This window comes from Erythrobacter sp. JB1-15, from assembly GCF_057365035.1.
On record NZ_CP200295.1, the window covers coordinates 466,383 to 486,825 of the forward strand.

The following is a 20,443-nucleotide window of genomic DNA, read 5'->3' on the forward strand; positions in this document are numbered from 1 at the left end:
AGGTATTAAATCGATTGTGAGGGGACCAATCATGCGCGTTGCACTTGCTGATGACGAACAAGAGCTGCTCGACCAAATAGCAGCCATCGTGCTGTCTGCCGGGCACGAGGTGGAAACATTCAAGAACGGGCTTGAGCTGCAACGCGCGCTTCAACGCGAAACCTTTGATGTGGTGATGCTGGATTGGAATATGCCGGGCCAAACGGGGCTCGATATTCTGTACTGGGCATCAGAAAATCTCCCCTCTGCACCGCCTTTCATTATGATCACCAGTCGCGGTGAAAAAGATGACATTGTGCGCGGCCTCGAAGCAGGCGCTGTTGACTACATCACCAAGCCCGAAAGCGACGATATCATCCGCGCGCGGCTTGAAGCGGCTGGCCGGCGGATTGGGGCAGATCGTCCCGAAACCGAAGTTCAGTACGGCAAATACACGCTTGATCGCAAAGCCAAGGAAATCGACTTTGATGGCAAAGCGGTTGCCGTTACGGCGAAGGAATTCGATCTTATCGATTTGCTGTTCCAAAATCTCGATCGGCCCCTGTCGCGCGGCTATCTGTTTTCGAGAGTTTGGGGCGGAAACATAGAGCTTGAGACACGAACAATCGACGTTCACGTCTCTCGCTTGCGCTCTAAACTGGAGCTGAAACCGGACAATGGATATGTCATTCGAACGGTTTTTGGTTTCGGTTATCGTATGGATGCGTATATCGATGAGGAAACTGCTAACGGGTAAGGCATGACACAACCTCAATATCGCTCAACCAACCTGCTACGTTTTGTGGGTTTGGGCATGAGCTGTGCCTTATTGACGAGTTGTTCGGTCAAAACCCCGCCGCAAGTGCGATCCAGCGTCGGCGCGGCGCAAACTATTTCTCAAATCAACTTGATTGAACCTGCCGCACAGCAGACCCAGCGGCTCAGAATGCACACCGCTATGTCCAGCGCGCTGCAAGCAAAAGGCGTGCGGGTTAGCGGGGATGCAAACGCAATCGGCGAAGTTGCGATTGCTCGAAGCGCCAGCACGGTAGGTCTGTATGCGAGCGAAGCTGGCGGGTCTGATGAAAATGCCCGCCCCATCGCCGACACGCGCGAACCGCACTGGCTGGACACATGCGAGGCATCCCGGATTAAAGCGAGCCTTGCGGTGTTTGATCGCGGTTCCGGAGACCTGATTAAACGCTCCGAAGTTGAAACCACAACCTGCGTTGATGATGCCTTGCCAGTTGAGGAATTGGCTCGGTTGCTCGCCGCTGAGCTTACCGGAAATTAGGCTCTAGCCTGCGTCAATCCCGCTGCACGGCAACGTAATCTGGAACCGTGTTCCTTGCGTGTTGCGGGTTTCGACATCGATCTCAGCATTGTGTTCATCGATCACTTTTTTGACATAGGCAAGCCCCAGCCCCGCGCTCGGCCCGGCCTCGGTATCGCGCGCACCAAAGCGCGCGAACGTATCTTTGACCCGCTCCGCTGGCAGGCCAGGCCCATTGTCTGCGACCCAGATGAGCAGGCTGTCGTCGTTTTGGCGTGACAGGCCAATCGAGACGGTTTCATTGCGCGGTGAAAACTTGATCGCATTGCCAATCAAATTATCAATCGCGCGTGACATGGATGATGGGTCAACCTGGCAGAATTCCGGCTCGGCTGAAATATCCGCCTCAAACGCGATTTTGCGCCGTTTTGCGAGCGGGTAGGCACGGTCCATGGCTTCATAAAGCAACGCACCAAGATCGGTTTCCTGCGGTTTGACGCCCTCATATTCGAGCCGCGCAATCTGCACGAAATCATCAGTGAGTTTGAGCGTGCGGCGCGCCTGTTTCTCAATCCGAGTCAGCCGTTCCTTCTCTGGCAGAGCCTGCCCCGCTGCCCCCACCAAACCGACAATAGCCGCTTGTGGGGATCGCATATCGTGCGAAAGAAACTCAAGCATTTCGCGCCTTTGCCGCTCGCTCTGACGGATAGTGCTGATATCGCGCAAAGATACGATCTGGCCCCCTTCGCGCATGGCAGTTTCCGACGAAGCCAAAAGGAAAACCCTGCCATCCGCAAACTCAAGCTCTTGCTTGTCGCTATCCATGGCGGCGCCCTGCTCTATCAGCAATTGCGACAGGGTTAGCCCGGTGCATGCCGCTTCCTTGCCAAACACCGATTCCGCTCTCGTATTCATCAACACAAGACCGCCATCGGCATCAAACACCAACATAGGATCGGGAGAACCCGACAGAACCCGCCGCAAAAACGACAAACGCTCGCGTGTTTCGCCGATCAGTCCGCGCACCTGACTGACCTGTTTGGCAATAGGATCAAAACCGCTGTTGTCAGCTGCACTGCTGTCCGCTTCAAGCCCGCCCATCGCAACCGCTTCTGTTTGGAGAAACCGGCTAACAGAGCTCAATCGGCGCCACCCCCAAACAGGATAAGCCAGCAATATTCCAAGGATTGCCGGGAACACAGGCAGCCACAGGTCAGCAAACAGCACCATCCCAAAAGAAAGGGCGATCAGCACCGCGATCAGGCCAAGCGAAGCGCGCAAAGTCCAGCTTGGCGGAAATTGCCAGAACACCAGAAACAGGATCACGATGGCCGCGATCAACAAGGCTATTACGATTGCGGGGCGCACTTCGGTTATCAATTCGCCGCCCATCAGCCCGCTTAGCAAACTCGCCTGCATTTCTACGCCAGCCTTGATCCCGCCCGCATAGGCCGAAACAGCGTAGCGATCCCCCAGACCTTGCGCAGTTGCGCCGATCAGCACGATCTTGTCTTGCAATATGGCTTTGGGTGTTGCGCCCGTGATCACATCGGCCGCGCTTGGGTCTTTGAACGAACCGGGCGGGTGCATCGGGGCTATCGGGTCAACGCCCGTTTCCGGCAGCTCCTGCGGATCGCCGCCAAGCGCTGCAAACGCGGTTTGCGCCAGATGATCGTGCGCGGCCTGCGTGGTCTCGAGTTCAAAATCGAACCGCCGAACAATCCCGTCAGGATCCGGCTCAACAAAGACATGCCCAACATCCAGCGCGCCCGCTTCAAATTGCGGCAGCGGCATCAATGGCTGGATCGCATCAAGCGTATTGGGCGCGCGCATCACCGAATGCGGCAAAATCACATTGCCTGCCTCAGCAATCGCCTGCGCGAGACGCGCATCGCTTTCAGGCGCGCTTGGATCGACAAACAGCACATCGAATATGATCAGCTTTGGCTCATAACCAGCCAATTGCTCGATCAACTCGGCATGGCGCTCTCTATCCCACGGCCAATTTCCAATTTCCGTAACAGCCCGGTCGTCGATGGCGACCACAACGATATCGGGATCGGGCTCTGCGAGGCTGAGATGCGTGGCCAGGTCGAGTAGCCCGGCATCCACCTTGGCGGTCCAGTCCTGATGCCATGCAACCATTACAAGCAAAAGCGTCGCCGCCAGCAGGACGAACCACTCACCAAATAGTCGAAACGTTCTCAAATGAATTGGCTATGCTCCACCAAAGCCCAGCCAAACTTATTCGCTGATTACCAGTTCTTGCACGGGGCCCCACACTTTTATGACATCACCTTCGTCAATTTGGAATGAAGCGACTTTCCATTGGTAAGTGGCAGGCTCCAGTTTCGACACCAAAACAGCCGTGTCGCGCAAGGCAACCTCATCGACCACCAGCACGCCGGGATCCTGCGCATTCCACAATTGGAATGCGTAGAACACCTCGCCATCGCCTTGCGTGCGCCAGGCAAATTTGAACGCGTCTTCAAGGCTGGAAGGTTCTGCTCCTGCTTCAACCCCTGCGCGTTTCCGGCGGAAAGTCTGGACTTTGGAAAAACCTTCGAGCCCCACTTCGGATATCGCCCGCGAGCGGATAAAATACCGACCATCTTCAAGGTTTTCGAATTGCGCGGCGGTGTCGGCATTGATCGTTTCGGTCACCACATCTACAAAGCCCGCATCGGTTGATATCTGAGTGCGGTAACCCACTGCTCCCTCGACAGGCTGAATGGCAAAGCTGGCGACCTCAGCGGTTTGGATTTTGCCCGGCTCCACCAGATCCGGCGCAGGCAGCAAACGCTCCTGCTCTCCCAACCCATCGGTTGCTGCGGAAAGGCCAAAGCCAGCCGCTGTGGGTTGCTCTGCATCGCCTGCTGCAACGACCACTTGCCCTTCGACCACTTCGGTCAGGCTAATGTCTTTATTGGGCATAAAGCCAACGCGGAAGCCCGTGCCGCGCACCGCTGTCACGGCAATAGGTGTGCCCACGCGGTAGCGGCCATCGCCGTTGATTTTGGGCGCAATCACTTCGCTGCGACCTTCGAGCACGCGCAATTGCACATCGATCTGATCGTTGATCAAATAACGCCGCGCATCGACAATGCGCACGCGCGAGTTTGACGGGATTGCGACGCTCGAATTGCCGTCACCGGAAATAGAAACAAAACTGTTGCGGCCGGTCACAATCTCGACGTTCTCGCGCAGCAAAAGCCCGCGCCTTGCTGTCAGTTTACGCCGCCCTTGAACAAAACTGACATTGCCTGAAAAGCTCTCAACCGTCAGTTTGGCCGGGCGATGTTTAAGCAGACGCCGCGGGATACGTAGCTTTTTGCCAATCTGCATAAGGCGCGGATTGCGCACCCGATTAAGCCGCCGCACCTCTTCCAAAGCTGCGCTGTTAATCAGGTAATCCCCGGTCAATTCAAACAGGGTGTCCGCAGGCTTGACCGTGTAGCTGACATGCCCATCGGGTGCGGCAAGAACTTGGCTCGGCATGGCCACCAAGAGGCTTGTTGCCAACAGTTTCAAAACGGCTTTGCGCATGTCACGCTCCTTTTCTACGGTGCAGACTAGCAGCACGGCATCGCAAAATCATGTCCAAGGCGATTGTGAAATGTGTTTTTACAATCCGCGCGGCTTTCAGCCCTAACGGGCCGTATCTGGCCTCACCTTGGAAGCGACAGCAATCGCTTCTTGAGCCAATCTGGTGATCGCGGAAAAATCGCCGCTTTCCACCGCATCTTTAGGCGTAAGCCAGCTTCCGCCGCAGGCAATAACGCTGGGCAGATCAAGGAATTCGCCAAGATTGCTCGCCGAGACACCGCCAGTGGGCATAAAGCGCATTTCGCGAAACACCGAAGATAAAGCCTTTAACATCGGCACACCGCCTGCCAGACTGGCTGGGAAGAACTTCACCTCTCGCAGTCCCATGGCAAAGGCGCGCTGGACTTCGCCCGCTGTCATCGTGCCGGGGTAGAACGGGATATTCTCCGACAGGCAATATTCCGCGATATTGTCGACCAGCCCGGGCGACACAATAAATTCCGCTCCGCTCGATCGCACCGATTTCGCCTGATCGAGCGTCAGGACAGTGCCCGCGCCGACAATCAAGCCTTCGGTTTGCGCCAGAATGGCTTCCATGCCTTTTTGCGCATCCTGGCTGCGCATCACAACCTCAATCACGGTCAATCCGCCTGTGCCCAAAGCCTTGGCAGTGGCAACCGCACGGGCGGCATCATTTTCGCCAATGAGCGGCACAATTGGCGCCGATCCCAATCGGTTTGACAATTTCTCTTTCATAAGGAGCCTTTTATCCCTTTTTTATTGCGCGCACGCGCATCCGCTTTATCGCAGACATCTCCTCCCCCAGTGCAATTGACGCGGCCATTTTGCAACCTTGATCGCCGCCTTCTTTTAGGAGAACATTTTGACGACACGCCCTCCCATTCAGCAAAACCCGGATATCCGCTTTCTTGGAAAGCTATTGGGTGATGTTATCCGCGACCATGCGGGCGAGCGCCTGTTTGAGCGGACCGAACATATTCGCTCTGCCAGTATCAATCGCCATCGCGGCGGGGAACTGGTTGATCTTGAATTGGATCAATTGTCGCTCGATGAAACACTCGCCTTTGTGCGCGGGTTTGGCCTGTTTTCCATGCTTGCCAATCTGGCCGAGGATCGCGACGGGATCATGGCGGATACCGGGCTTGATTTCGCGCAAGCCGTAGAGCGGCTGGACGAACACGGAATTGACCGCGCTCAGATTGTCGAACTGCTGTCAAACGCGTTGATCGTGCCTGTGCTGACCGCGCATCCCACCGAAGTGCGCCGCAAAAGCGTGATCGATCACCGCACACGGATCGCTGATCTGATGAAACAGCGTGATGGCGAACTGGCGGCCGGCAAGGATGCAAGCGGAGTAGAAAACGCCATTTTGCGCCAGATTGCCTTACTATGGCGCACTCGCACGTTACGGCGAGATCGCCTGTACGTGACCGATGAAGTTGACAATGCGCTCGATTTTCTGGGCGGTGTGTTCCTGCCTGTTCTTCCCGAACTTTATCACCAGTGGGAAGACACTTTGGGCGAGCGGCCTGCCAGTTTCCTACGGCTGGGCAGTTGGATCGGCGGAGACCGGGATGGCAATCCCAATGTAACCGCTGACAGCCTGCGATACGCGCTGGGCCGCGGGGCGGAGACAGTGCTGGGGTTCTATCTTGAACAATTGCACGATCTGGGGCGCGAATTGTCTATCTCCAGCGAATTGGCCGAGATTGAGCCTGATATCCTTGCGCTTGCCGATGCCAGCGATGATCTGTCGCCGCACCGGCTTGATGAACCCTATCGCCGCGCGATTATCGGGATCTATGCGCGCCTTTCGGCCACTTACGAACAAATTTGCGGCAAGCCGCCTGCTCGCCTGCCGAACAGTCAGCAGCCCGCCTATAATCACCCCGATGATCTTGAAAAGGATCTGCGCGCCATCGCCCGCTCGCTTGAGAAACTGGGCGGCGCGACCCTCGCCTCCAGCGGAGCATTGGGCCGGCTGATCCGCGCGGTCAAAACCTTTGGCTTTCACTTGGCGACGCTGGACATGCGCCAGAACAGCTCAGTCCACGAACGCGTTGTCGCTGAACTGCTCGCCAAGTCTGGGGTAGAAGCCGATTACCTTGCGCTGGATGAAGATGCACGCGTGGCTATCTTGCGCAAAGAGCTTGCGGGCCAGCGCCCGCTGCGCACGCCTTGGGCCGAATACAGCGAGGAAACCGTCAAGGAACTCGCCATCATTGATGCGGCTGCCACGGCGCATGCGCAATACGGCGCGAATTGCATTGTGCAATACATCGTTTCCATGGCCGAGACGGTCTCTGACCTGCTCGAAGTGCATGTGATGCTGCGCGAGGCTGGGCTGTACCAACCGGGCGAGCAACCCGAATGCGCGATCATGGCGGTGCCTTTGTTCGAAACTATTGGCGATCTTGAAAACGCGCCGGGCGTGATGAAAGCCTATTTCGCGCTGCCCGAAATCGCCGCAATCACGGCCCAGCGCGGCGCGCAGGAAGTGATGATCGGCTATTCGGATTCGAACAAGGATGGCGGCTATCTCACGTCCAGTTGGATGCTGGCGCGCGCCAGTGAAGCGCTTGCCCCCGTTTTTGCTGAAGCAGGCGTCACCATGCAATTGTTCCACGGGCGCGGCGGATCTGTTGGACGCGGAGGCGGATCAGCATTCGAAGCCATTCGCGGCCAGCCGCAAGGCACCGTCAATGGGCGCATCCGCATCACCGAACAGGGCGAGGTTATCGCTGCCAAATTTGGCACGCCCGAAACCGCAGCCGCCAATCTCGAAGCGATGGCCAGCGCCAGCGTGCTAGCCACACTGGAGCCTGAACGGGTGCCCATGGCTGAATACGAACGCTTTGCAAGTGCGATGGATACGATCAGCACCAATGCGTTCAATGCCTATCGCGATCTGGTGTACGGCACGCCAAAATTTGTCGATTTCTTCCGTCAGCTCACCCCGATTGCAGAAATCGCGACACTGAAAATCGGATCGCGGCCCGCCAGCCGCAAAGCGTCTGATGCGATTGAGGATTTGCGCGCCATTCCCTGGGTGTTTTCCTGGAGCCAGGCGCGCGTCATGCTGCCCGGTTGGTATGGTGTGGGCCATGCGCTCGGCCAGTTTGAAGATAAGGGCCTGCTGCGCGAAATGGCGCAGACATGGCCGTTTTTCAAAAATGTCCTCGCCAATATGGAAATGGTTTTGGCAAAATCAGACATGGCGATTGCGGCGGAATATGCGCAATTGGTCGAAGATCAGGATTTGGCTCAGCCCATTTTTACGCGGATCAAGGACGGCTGGCAAAACACGCACGATGCGCTGCTCGATACAACCGGGCAAAGCTATCTGCTGGAAAAGTCGCCCAAGCTGGATGCGTCGATCCGTTTGCGACTGCCCTATATTGAACCGCTCAACCTGCTTCAGCTGGAACTGCTCAAACGCCACCGCGCCAATGAAAGCGATGCGCGGATTGCAGAGGGGATCAAGCTGTCGATCAACGCGATTGCCACTGCGCTTAGGAACAGCGGCTGACAAAACAAAAGCGGGCCAGCATCGCAATGCCGGCCCGCTTTACCCTATTGCCATCAAAGCTTTGGTCAGATCAGAACTTGCCAAGCAGGTTCACAAAGAACCCATCGCTCGAATAGCTTTGATCGGTCAGATCGGTTGAGTAATCCGACAGGCTGTAACCCACACCGATTTTCGCATTGTTGCCGATATGGCGGTAAATCGCCGCCAATCCGCCCCAGCGATCATCGCCTGCAATGTCATTGGTGAGATAGCTGGTTTCAACAACCACATCCCATTCCTTCACAAGCCGCCAATCAAGCCGCAGCACACCCAACTGCGTGCTGCTGGAGACGAACTGGTCGCTTTCACGGCCCAGCGATACGCTGCCTTCGCGCACCGCGTATTTCGCTCCCAAAGTCAGCGTTTTGGTGAGGTCAAGATTGCCATCGATTGAGAACACATGGCTGCGCTGTTTGGGCGCTGCCAGCGTCCCGCCTGCTGTCACCTGACCCACAGGGCCAAGGTCTTGCAGGAAGGTGTAACGGGTGAGCAGGTTGAACCTGTCATGATGGATCGGCCGGTAAGCAAAGCCGACCGTCCCCTCGACATAATCAGCGAGCCGCACATCGTCGGTTTCGCTATCAGCCAGTGCAAAATTCAACCTGCCAAGCGCGCGCCAGTCAGGATGCACCTGAACAGACGCAGTGTTGCGCACCAGCCAGACATCTTGATTGCGGTTCTCACCTTTTTCAAAACGCCCTTCGACATTGGTGGCAAACTGGAATTTCTCGTCCGTATAACCAAGCCCAAGCGTGAATGCGCGGCGAGTGAACACGCCGGTTGAAACATCGTCAATCCGGCCATTTTCGAAACTGCCTGACAAGGACCAGTGCTCGGACGGATCCCAATTGAGGCCAAAGCTGCGCACCAATGCGGGCGCAGGGCCAGCATGCTCAATCCGGTTTTCGCCAAAGATCGACAGAGCGGTGTTGAACCGGTGCCGCGCGCCCAATGTCAGCGTGCCGCGATTGGCATTGGCCAGCGAGCTGAGCGGTTGCAGCCCCAGATCGGTGCGATCAGACAGAAGGGTATATCCAAGATAGGCCTCTGACCCATTGCCATAACGATGCGCCAGCTCAACCGCTGCGCCCAGACCGCCATCGCCTTCGGAAACCTCGGCGCTGATGGTGGCGCGGTCGGTCACTTCGGCTTTACCCCCGACACCGAAGCGGTTGTTGCGTTGACGAGTGACATCGCGGTCCAAAGTCAGCTGGCCAAAGCCATAGACCGACCAGTTCTTGTCCAGCGGATCATAACCGAGCTGCAAAGCCGCATCGGTGCGCGCGCCATTTTGTGCGCTGTTGCCGATAAGGCCTGCGGCCTGATCATCATGGCGCACACCAAGGCTGAGCGAAATCTCGCTGTCAAGCGCCTGCGTTATATCGGCAGAGGCCACCGTGCGATCACCAATCCCATCGCTGTCGAGCATCTCGATCTCAGCAGCAAAACGCGTGGTCTCACCAATTTTCGCATCAAGCGCTGCGCCCCAGCGGGTGGTGTCTGTTTGGGTCAATTGGCCATTGGCGCTGAAGCCTGCTTCGAAGTCTTCGTAAAAGGCCGTCAGCTTGCCAAGGTCTCCAGTGGACCCAGAGACTTCCGCAAAATCAACCGCAATCTCGCCGCGATAGGCGTTCGCTTTAATGTCAGCGACGCCCGTTGCACCGATATTGGTGAAGGACAGGCCGCCATCGACCGAATTGTTCTGGCCAAAGCCGGGCCCTTCGGATTGAGCAAACTCTGCCTTGGCATAGGTGCCTGCATGCAGCCTTATGGTCGCATCGCCTGCGATCAGGGTCTGGTCCGCCGCATCGGTCGTCTCGCGCTGAGCGGTCGCGCCCAGTTTTACGACATCGCCAATCCAGCCTGAAACCCGCCCGCCAAGCGTATAGCCCGATACATCGCCAACGGTTGGCGAGAATTCATAACGCGCAACCAGCACGGGGACATTGCCCGGAGCCGAGCTTTGCCGCACCAGCGAACCGTCAGCCACATAAGATGACAGCGGATTGAGCAGGACAACGCGGCCCTGGAAATAATCAATGTCGTAATCTTCCTGCGGACGCAGATCGCGCCGCGAAAGGACAAGACCTGTATCAAGATCGCGAACCTCGACGCTCAGGCGCTCTGAACCCAGCGTGATATCGCGCCGATTGAGGAAATAAAGCGATCCGCCCGTCCCGCGAAATTCATCGCGGCCCGGAATGGTGCCAGGATCAGAAGCAAAAGCAGTGACCTGAAATTTGCGTTCGCCAAATTCGGTAGTGGCCAGCGAATTGTGATCGATGATCGCACCGAATGTCCCGCGGTTCAGCTGAGCGAGTTCCGCCTGTTCGATATCGGCAATGTAATTGCCGATCAGCAGGCTGGAATCGTTCTTTTGCACCTTGAGATAGAACCGCCCTTGCGTCGGAGCATCTTCTACAAGCGTCGAATCGTCACCATAAGTGGTGTAGAATTCATCGGAATCGAGCCTGCGCAGCAATTGGCGCGGGTCTTTGCGATCCAGATTGCTGAAGATATCTTCCAGCAGCGTTTCGCCCGTATCCAGCGCGCCCGTAATGGTCACACCGCTTTTCAATCGGCCCTTGGCATAAAAGGCCGCGCGCGATGCGACATTGTCGCCGTCGGTCAGCGGATCGCCGCTCACTTCTACCGCAGTTGCCCCGCCATTGGTTGAGACGAAAGTCAGATCGCCCTGACCAACGATAAACCAATCGTCTTTTTCCGCTTCGACATCGCGGGTCGCGGTGAAATTGACAGCATCAGCAGTGCCGATGCGGACATTCACTTCATCCGTGCCGCGATCAACGATCTGCTGACTGACGAAGAAACCGTCCTCATCAATTGGCACGGTCTGCCCTGCAACCTGCACCCGGTCATTGCCAGCAGGCGCATTGCCCGTGACAGTAACGGTTGTGCCGCGTTCCACGCTGATATTGCGGATCGCTGCTTCGTCTTGGGTGCCAAACAGCGGACGAACGGGTTCTACCGGATGATCGAACTGTTTTTCCAGCACTGTCAGCTCGTGCGGCTGTGTCTGGTCAAAACGGCCCTTTGCATCATAAGCGCGGAACACAAAGAACAGCTCAGCAAAGTCGATGCCCTCGGGCGTCCAGCGTGCAACGCCATCCTTATCGGCGGTTACAATGGCAAGCGGCTCTGAATCGACACTTACACCCTGGCGGAAAATCCGCACTTCGCCCTTTTCAATGAAAGTCGGGTAATTGGTGTAAGTGACAAAAGTCGCCTCGGTATCTTTGACAATCGCGCGTTCGCTATCGCGCAATGCAACAGCCAGCACCGGATCCACATGGATCTGATCGGTACGCACTTTGACCGAATAGGGATTTTCTGCCGTGCGCTCTTCGGGAGCATCCAGAGTGATCTGCATGCCTTCTTCGAGCACGAGAACTTCGGGCTGAACTTCCTGTTCAAGCGCGGGTTCCGCCACAAAGACATTGGCGCGGTTGCCCTGTTCACTGGCTTCGAGCGAAGCAAGAGTTGCAGCCGCGCTCGCATTTTCGCCAGCTTCCGGCTTTTCGTCATCCGCCAGCTTGGCCGTATTCAAGGCCGCAGCAGGTGATGCTGCGGTCAGGCAGGCCGTGGTCGAAACGCCCGCCAACATGATCACTTTCAAAGCGGCCTTGTTCGCGGTGGGCGAGGTGAAGATGGTGTTAGATTTTTTCATTGTCTTCACTCCCCGCCCGCGCTGCTGGTGGCAGCACCATTGGCTGCGCGCACCATGTTGGTTTCGATGGTGGGTGGTGGCCCATCCCATTCATCGTCAGCAAAGGCAGCCTCGATCGCGGAACGCATCGTGCTCAGACGATCTGCGATCATCGCATCATTCTCACTTGCCCCCGCAGAATAGGTCACCTGGATCACCAGACGCTGTTCTTCGAGACGGGCCAGATCAGCCAGCTTGCCAGCAAAGGCAGGCTTTAGAACGACGCCGCTTTCGAAGGCCCGATCATCAATCGCGATGGTGATGACGCGGCCTTTGACCACTCCGAAGTTCAACTCGCTGATCTTACCGCGTGTGAGGCGGATTGACTGCGGGTTGTCAGTGGACGGCGTGTAGCCATCCGGGATGGTGCGCGGATCAAGTTTGAGCACGAAGTTCGAACCGATCTGAGCATTTGGCACGGCTGCACAAGTGATGTGATAGCGACCAAATTCGTCAGTCGTAATCAGCTCACCGTTGACCGTTGCGACGCGCGCGCCCGGAATGCCCGGCTCGCCTTCGTCCTGATATCCATCACCATCAAAGTCATCGAAGACTTTGCCGATGATCTCAGCACAATCGAAGATCGCGCTTGCCGTGATCGTCACGACCGCCTGGGCCCGGTTGGACACCTCGGCATTGGAATTGCCGTTCTGTGCAACCGCTGTGTTGATCCGGTCACCTTCGCTGACACCTGCCCCGATCACCGCGATGATCGAATAGACGCTGGTGGCATTGCCGGCGAGGAATTGATCTTCCCAGCGCAGCTCACGAACCGCTTCGGCGGGTTCTTCGGGCACATCATTCACCCGTGCAGATCCGGGCACATATTTGAAGCCTGGCGGAAGGATGTCGACAATATCGACATTGTCGCGGTCAGTGGCTTCAGTGTTGCGCACTGTGATCGTGTACGGAACCAGCTCGCCCACACTTGCCGTGCGCTTGGTGCTGGTTTTGGTCACCAACAGATCAGGCCGATCGGTGAAGGGATCAAGCGGGATGTGGTTGTTCACCACATTCGCATCGCCCTGCGCGATCAGGAAGCTGAGGAAGTAGGTCGTCGGCTCGCCCACTTGCGGTGCGCGCGAGTTTGGCACAACCGCTGCGGGATCACCAAGACCTGCGACATTCAACGAACCGTCTTCGGGTGCAATGATAGTCGATATCGGATCAGCAAACCCATTGGGCGCAGTCACCTGAAGCGCATATTCGGTGCGTCCCACAGGACAGGCCGGATCAGCGCCAGCGACAATGTCAAAGCGATAGAAGCCGTCAGGACCAGTGATCTGACCCGATTGGCTTGGATCGATGTAGCAGACATCTGGCAGAATATTGCCAAACTGATCAACCAGATTGACGACCGCACCTGTCACTGGCTGACGCGAGATCGCATCATAAACGACACCTGACGGGTCAATCGGCTGGTTCTGATCGGTCGTCGTGGTTCCGGCGGCGATCGTAATATCTTCGATCGAGCCAAACTGCGCGCCGCCATTGGGGCTGAAGAAGCGTACTTCATAGTCATCACCTGCAAGCAGGTCTTCGACTGTATAGAAGCCATCCGCATCGGTTTGGACGGTGGCAACCACTTCGCCATTACGCACAACCTGCACGGTCCAACCGGTCTGCAGATCCTCTCCGCCTTCGAATGTGCGGTTGAGGTTTTCATCGAGGAAGACCACGCCGCTAATCCCGCCAGCTGTCGGTACGACATTCAGATTGACCGTCGCAGTGGTGCAATTGGTCGGGTTCAGAGCTTCGCAGATTTGATATTCGAAGCTGTAATCACCCTCTGGCGTGCCGCGTTCGACACCCACGATACCGGTGGCCGGATCGAAAGTGATACCGGGCGGCAGCGATGAACCGGGCGCAATTGTCAGGATCGCATTGTCGGGCCCCGCGGGCTGACCATCAATTGTATCGCCATCAAAGACGTTGAGGACATTAGGCTGGTCGAACGAACTGTCGATTTCAACTTCGCTGTCATCGGTCGCTTCAATCGGGGCTGCGATCACGGTGACCGTCGCGGTAGCCGTGGTGCAGTTGGTCGGATTGAGTGTCTCACAGATCTGATAATCAAAGCTGTAAGTGCCAGCAGGCGTGCCGGGATCAACCGAAATGCTGCCAGTGGCAGGATCGAATGTGAGCCCTGCAGGCACTGCCGATCCCGGCGCAACCGTGATCGTGACAGTGTCGATTGTGGCAGGCACGCCGTTCAGCGTGTCACCGGTCAAAACATTGAGCACATCATCTGCACCATTCGCGCCGACGATATCGTTCACGCTCACATCTTCGGCGAGGATTTCAGATGCCTCGACTGGAACGGTAACCGTAGTGGTCGCGCAATTGGTCGGGTTGATCTCTTCGCAGATCTGATAGGTGATCTCGTAATTTCCAGCAGGCGTGCCGGGCGGCACATTCACCAGGCCAGTGGCCGGATCAAGCACAGGCACCAGCCCGCCATTCACAGGATCAGCAGGCGTTACCACTGTGATATCCACGGTGCTGAGATCTGCTGGCACACCGTTCAGCGTGTCATTGGGCAGAACATCAATCACGCCATTGGCACCATCAGCACCATTGGTGGGCGCTGCCACATCCGGATTGGCTTCAATCGGCGCGGCAATCACTTCAACAGTGGCTGTCGCGGTTGAGCAGTTCATCGGGTTGAGGATTTCGCAGATCGTATAATCAAACTCATACGTGCCAGCAGGCGTGCCCGGATCAACCGAGATATCGCCCGTTGCCGGATCGAATGTCAGACCTGCGGGGACGCTGGAGCCGGTCGCAACCGTGATGACGACATTACCCGTGGTCGCCGGATCGCCGTTCAGCGTGTCGCCGGTAAGCACATTGAGCACATCATCGCCGCCATCAGCGCCATTGATGCCGCCCACGCTGTCATCCACCGCCGCAATCGGCGCTGCATCGACAACCACTGTCGCCGTCGCAGTTGAACAGTTCATCGGGTTGAGGATTTCGCAGATCGTATAGTCGAACTGATAGGTGCCAGCAGCCGTGCCCGGATCAACCGAAACGCTGCCCGTCGCCGGATCGAATGTGAGCCCTGCAGGAACGCTGGAGCCGGTTGCCACAGTCAGCGTGACCGTGGTCAGATCAACAGGATCACCATCAAGCGTGTCATCATCAAGCACATTCAGGACATCATTTTGTCCATCAAGGCCATTGATACCCGTCGCGCTGTCATCCACCGCAACGATCGGTACCGCATCAACCGTGACGGTTGCAGTTGCAGTTGAGCAATTGGTCGGCACTGCAATTTCGCAGATCGTGTAATCAAAGCTGTACGTGCCAGTGGGTGTACCCGGATCAACCGAGACGCTGCCGGTTGCCGGATCGAAAGTCAGACCCGCAGGGACAGTTGAACCTGTCGCCAGCGTGATGGTCACATTGCTGGTCGTCGCAGGAGCGCCATCGAGCGTATCGTCATCAAGAACGTTGAGAACATCGGCCTCACCATCTTGCCCGTTAACACCAAGCCGCGTGTCATCAACCGCCAGAATAGGCGTCGCATCAACAGTGACCGTTGCGGTCGCAGTTGAACAATTCATCGGGTTGAGGATTTCGCAGATCGTGTAGTCAAACTGATACGTGCCGGCAGCCGTGCCCGGATCAACCGAAACATTGCCCGTCGCAGGATCAAATGTGAGCCCGGCCGGAACCGTTGAACCCGTGGCGACTGTAATCACAACCTCGCCTGTTGTTGCCGGATCGCCATTCAGAGTGTCGTCATCAAGGACGTTGAGCACATTGGCCTGGCCCACTGCGCCATCAATGCCTGATGCGCTGTCATCAACTGCAAGAATAGGAGCGGCATCAACATCGATGGTTACTGTCGCGGTCGAGCAGTTCATCGGGTTGATCGTTTCGCAGATCGTGTAATCGAACGTGTACGTGCCAGCAGGCGTGCCTGGATCAACCGAGACATTGCCCGTCGCCGGATCAAAAGTCAGGCCAGCCGGAACGGTGAAACCGGTCGCGACGGTAATCGTCACATCGGCAATATCTGCCGCTGCACCGTCGAGCATGTCGTCATCAAGGACATTGAGCACATTGGTTTGACCCGTGAGGCCATTGACCCCGGTTTCGCTGTCATCAACCGCCAGGATAGATGCAGCGGTGACTTCGATGGTGACCGTCGCAGGTGCGCAGTTATCGGGATCATCCTCGTCGCAAATTTCGTAATCGATAGTGTAGGTTCCAGCAGGCGTACCAGCGGGAACATCGACGAGCCCGGTCGCCGGATCGAGCACAGGAACCGACCCGCCATTGATCGGAGTGGCAGGGTTGACGATATTGATATCAATCTCACCCAGCGTAGCAGTCGCGCCATTGAACTCATCATTGTCGAGCACATTGATGATGTCATCGCCGCCCATCGCGCCAACAACAGCTGCCGGATTGTCATCATCGGCATCGATCACCGCATTGGGGCGGTTCTGGAAGATATAGCCTGTCGCATCAGTGGACGCCGCAAGAACAACCGCACTGATCGTATTTTCAGCGGCGCTATCGCCAAAGGTACCGTTGTTGACTGTGCCGCCAACAGAACCTGCGGTTTCCGCCCGGTCATAGAAGGCAGGACTTTCGGTTTCGACAATCTGATAGCCATTTGCATCGGATGGCGGCAGATTGGGGAACGTGTAATTGCCATTGCCATCAGTCGTGGCGGTAAAGCTGACCATATTTCCAAACGCATCATCACCGCTGAGCGTTACCGTGATGCCGGACTGGCCTTCGCCTGCGTCAATTGTATCGTTCTCATTGGCATCACCATAAACGGTGCCCGACAGGGACGAAGGCTGGATTTGCGTGTTGGCAGACCCATCATTGTTGGCGTTATTGGGATCTTCGCTGAGCGGGTCGCCAAATCCATCAACACCAGGCGTAATAGTGGCCGTGTTGGTGGCGTTGGTCGGTGCGACATCACCGGAATACGGGGCCTCAGCCACAGCAAACACTGACAGGTCGACCGTGTTGGCAGCGCCCGCCGGAAAATTGCCCGTAACTGTGCAAGTGATAGTGCCTGTGCCGGTGCAGACGACACCGGTCACACTGGCCCCGCTGCCGCCGGGGATGGAAGTGCTGGGCGCAGGCGTTGCCGAATAGACAAAGCCCGTCGGCAAGGCGTCCGTAATGATGACTTCAGTCGCGGTCGAGGGACCATTGTTGCGGAATTGGATCACATATTCGACCGGCTCGTTCACGCTGCGAAGAAGCGCGCCATTGCGAACCTTGCTGACAATCTCAAGATCGGTTGACGGAAGAACAGTCGTGTTTTGCGACGCGGTGTTGTTGGGCAGTTGAGAATCTGCACCAGCGCCAGTCGTCGAGGTTTGCTCGGCCGCTGTAACTTCGGCCGCGTTACCAAAGGTCACAACCCCCGAAGGCGGCGTGCCGCCTGTGGTAAAGGTCAGGCGGAAGATCACCTGATTGCCGGGGTCAAGGAAGTTATCCGCCGTGCTGGTCGTATCGATGCGGCACAGCACATTGGCACCAGAAGGCGAGCAACCTGCGTTCGGAGCAGCCTGCAAAGACAGCCCGCTATTGGCGCCAACCGGGTTAATAGTGACCGTATCAAGCGTCATTGTCAGACCGGACGGCGGCGCTGGAATATCTGTCAGCAGGACATCAGTGGCGCGCGACGGGCCAAAGTTCGACACGCGAATGTCGTAATTCAACGTCTCGTCAAAACGCACAGGATCATCGGTTGCGGGATTGGTTTCAACCTTGGTGACGGCCAAATCAAATTCTGGCGGATCAACATCATGGACAAGATCAAAGAAGTTGTTGCCGGCATTGGGATCATTGCCGCCATCGCTATCAAGGCTGCTGGTCTCAACCGTCGCGCGGTTCGTGAACGAGGTTGAGCCAAATGGGAATTTAGGCAGAACCTGGATCTGAACCTGGCGGATCTCATTGCGGATGAACTGGTTGAGATTACACGTCACCGTGCCGGTTGCGGGCGCCACCGAGCAGCTTCCACCAGGTTTGGTTGTTGTGGGCGTGCCGATAATGTCAAACAAAGCCGGATCGATCACATCGGTGACGACCACATCCTCAGCTGGGTTAGCGCCATCGTTGCGCACACTGATCAAATACGTCGCTGGCACACCAACCCGCATCGGATCAGGCGTAACGCTCTTATTGTTGATCGTCATGTCAGCAACAGGGCCAATCGTGTAATTGGCATCGTCGCTATTGTTGCTGTTATCGGTTTCGGTCGTGTTGAACGAGAAAATAGTGGCCGTGTTTGTGAAAGTGCCGCTGCCAAAGGGCCGCTCAACGCGCAGAACGAAAGTCTGCGGCGAACCCACCGTCAGATTGTTGAAATTGATATCCGCCCGGTTGTTGTTCGGCTGGTAATTGAGTGTCGCTGCCGTGGTCGCGCTTTCAAGCGTTACGCCGGTTGTTAGGCCGCCAGAATTGATCAGGTTGGGAAAGAGATCACGAAGACGAACATTGGCTGCAACATCACCGGACCGATTGCGGGCAACCAGTTGGATGTAGAAAACATCAGTCGTATCAGGGATGACCAAATTGCCAGAAAAGCCGCTGTTGGGCGACAGACTGACAGACTTGTCAATCGTCAAATCGGCAGAAGATGTTGTCGCTGTAACACCGCGCGAAAAGCAATCATCGCCCGAGGGGCTGGCTGCCGAAGAAGGCGTGTGCATCGAACCTGCAGTCGTGTCGGTGCAGGCCTCGTTCGTGATTGTTCCGTTTGTCCCAGCATTGGCCTGAGTGATCAGATCAATCCGCAGATCACTTCCGACCGCCACCGTGCCTGTCGTGTTGGTGCGGCAGGTAACAAGAGTTCCACCTGCATTCGGTGCCGTGGTGCAATCAAAATCTGCAGGGCCGCTGATAAACGTTTCATCCGGACCTAGCTGGTCAGTAATGATGAGCGGGTTCGCGGCTGAATAGCTTGCAACCGACGGGCCATCGTTGCGAACAAAAATACGCGATGTGACATTCGAACCGGGCGCAACAGGGTTAGGGAATTTGTTTTTCGCGCGCAGGCGAAGATCAGCATTCGGCTCTTCAACCTCAAATGGAACCGAAACTGTGTTGTTGCTCGCATCGGGATCAGGAAATCCAGGAACGGGCGTAAGAGTAGCAACGTTGTTGATCTGTCCGCCTGTGGCAGAAGCGCCTGTAACCGGAATATCAAAAACAGCCTGCCCCGGCGCATTCAACGAACCGGCAGTACAGGTCACGTTCTGACCGCTTTGCGTACAACCAGCAGGCAGCGCACCAATGGTGAGCGAGGAATCAATCGTATCGGAAATCGTCACACCAGCCGGCACGGTCTGCGGACCCGTGTTGCTGATCGTCAGCCGGATCGTTGCACTTTCACCAACGATGATTGTCGACGGCATGGACTTTTGCGCGGCAAGATCGCTGCCCGCCTCGACATTGGTCACAACTGTGTTGGACGTGTTGTTCGACAAGTCAGGATCGAGCGTTGTCAGCTCCGTGATCTCAACACTGGCGATGTTTGAGATTGTGCCAGCGGAGTTTGATATGATCTGGCCGACTATCGAAATATCGGGATAGGGATTGCCCGGAGCGGGCGCCGCACCTGAATAGTCGCACGTAACCGTTTGGCCTGATCGCGAGCACGACCAGCCAGTGCCGCCTGCGCTTTGGAAATCAAAATCGGATGCGGCCGGGAGGTTGTCGGTCACTCGCACAGCAGAAGTGGTCGACGGGCCGGCGTTTTGGACGGTCAATGTATAAGTTAGCGTTCCGCCCGCAATAACATTCGGCGCAGAGCCCGCCTTGGCAACCGACAGATCGGCACCATTGCGAACCGTAGGCGTGATCGTAACAGAATCATTCCCGGAATTGGGGTCGGTAATGCCTGCTGCAGAAATAGTAGCCGTCGTGGACGCGGCGCCGCTTGTAAGCGCTGTCGCGGTGTAACTGAATGTCTGCGGGCTGTTTCTTACCAGTGTAGGCAGATTACAAGTGATGGTCTGAGACCCAACAGCACCGCTGACCGAACAAAAGGCCGGCACATCGCCAGCAGTGACTTCGAAGTTTGAGGGCACATCAATCGTCACGACCGGATTGTTCACGGCCTGCGCGCTGTTATTGGCCGCAGTTATCGTGAACGTCGCATCAGCCGATTCCGCAACTGGATCAGGCGCAGAGACATAATCGGTTATCTGCAAATCCTGAGCGCTTGCGGCAGTGCCCATGGTCAAAGCCACAAACCCGATCAGCAACCATTTCAGATTAGCCAAAAGCTGTTCGGTCAGTCGTCCAAAATACCGCATTTTGCGCACCCACATGAATAAACGCA

Annotated in this window: 8 protein-coding genes; 3 read left to right on the forward strand and 5 right to left on the reverse strand. The window is 56.6% G+C overall.

The features are described 5' to 3' along the window. Positions 1-31 precede the first annotated feature (31 nt). Positions 32-736 carry a response regulator transcription factor gene (locus AC0V6L_RS02390; RefSeq protein ID WP_486147790.1) on the forward strand — a complete coding sequence of 235 codons (705 nt, stop codon included), beginning with the start codon at positions 32-34 and terminating at the stop codon, positions 734-736. Positions 737-739: 3 nt separating this feature from the next. Then, the gene (locus tag AC0V6L_RS02395) at positions 740-1,273 is read left to right on the forward strand and encodes a hypothetical protein (RefSeq protein WP_486152783.1); all 534 of its coding nucleotides are present in this window, start codon (positions 740-742) and stop codon (positions 1,271-1,273) included. A gap of 3 nt (positions 1,274-1,276) precedes the next feature. On the opposite strand, the gene AC0V6L_RS02400 is transcribed toward AC0V6L_RS02395, so the two are convergent. From AC0V6L_RS02400 to AC0V6L_RS02410, 3 genes are all read right to left on the reverse strand, one after another. After that, on the reverse strand, positions 1,277-3,406 hold the full coding sequence (locus tag AC0V6L_RS02400; protein WP_486152785.1) for a CHASE2 domain-containing protein: 2,130 nt from the start codon (positions 3,404-3,406) through the stop codon (positions 1,277-1,279). A 90-nt stretch (positions 3,407-3,496) separates the two neighbouring features. Then, positions 3,497-4,798 carry a FecR family protein gene (locus AC0V6L_RS02405; RefSeq protein WP_486152787.1) on the reverse strand — a complete coding sequence of 434 codons (1,302 nt, stop codon included), beginning with the start codon at positions 4,796-4,798 and terminating at the stop codon, positions 3,497-3,499. Positions 4,799-4,900: 102 nt separating this feature from the next. Then, a complete protein-coding gene (locus AC0V6L_RS02410) occupies positions 4,901-5,554 on the reverse strand; it encodes a bifunctional 4-hydroxy-2-oxoglutarate aldolase/2-dehydro-3-deoxy-phosphogluconate aldolase (RefSeq protein ID WP_486152789.1) in 654 nt (217 codons plus the stop codon). A 127-nt stretch (positions 5,555-5,681) separates the two neighbouring features. Between AC0V6L_RS02410 and ppc the strand changes: the two genes are divergently transcribed. Continuing rightward, entirely contained in the window at positions 5,682-8,348 is a 2,667-nt protein-coding gene (gene ppc / locus AC0V6L_RS02415; RefSeq protein WP_486152791.1) for a phosphoenolpyruvate carboxylase, read from the forward strand. Between the two features lie 70 nt (positions 8,349-8,418). On the opposite strand, the gene AC0V6L_RS02420 is transcribed toward ppc, so the two are convergent. After that, a complete protein-coding gene (locus AC0V6L_RS02420) occupies positions 8,419-12,075 on the reverse strand; it encodes a hypothetical protein (protein ID WP_486152793.1) in 3,657 nt (1,218 codons plus the stop codon). Positions 12,076-12,080: 5 nt separating this feature from the next. Further along, positions 12,081-20,432, reverse strand: a complete 8,352-nt coding sequence (locus tag AC0V6L_RS02425) for a putative Ig domain-containing protein (protein ID WP_486152795.1) — start codon at positions 20,430-20,432, stop codon at positions 12,081-12,083. Between the last annotated feature and the right edge of the window lie 11 nt (positions 20,433-20,443).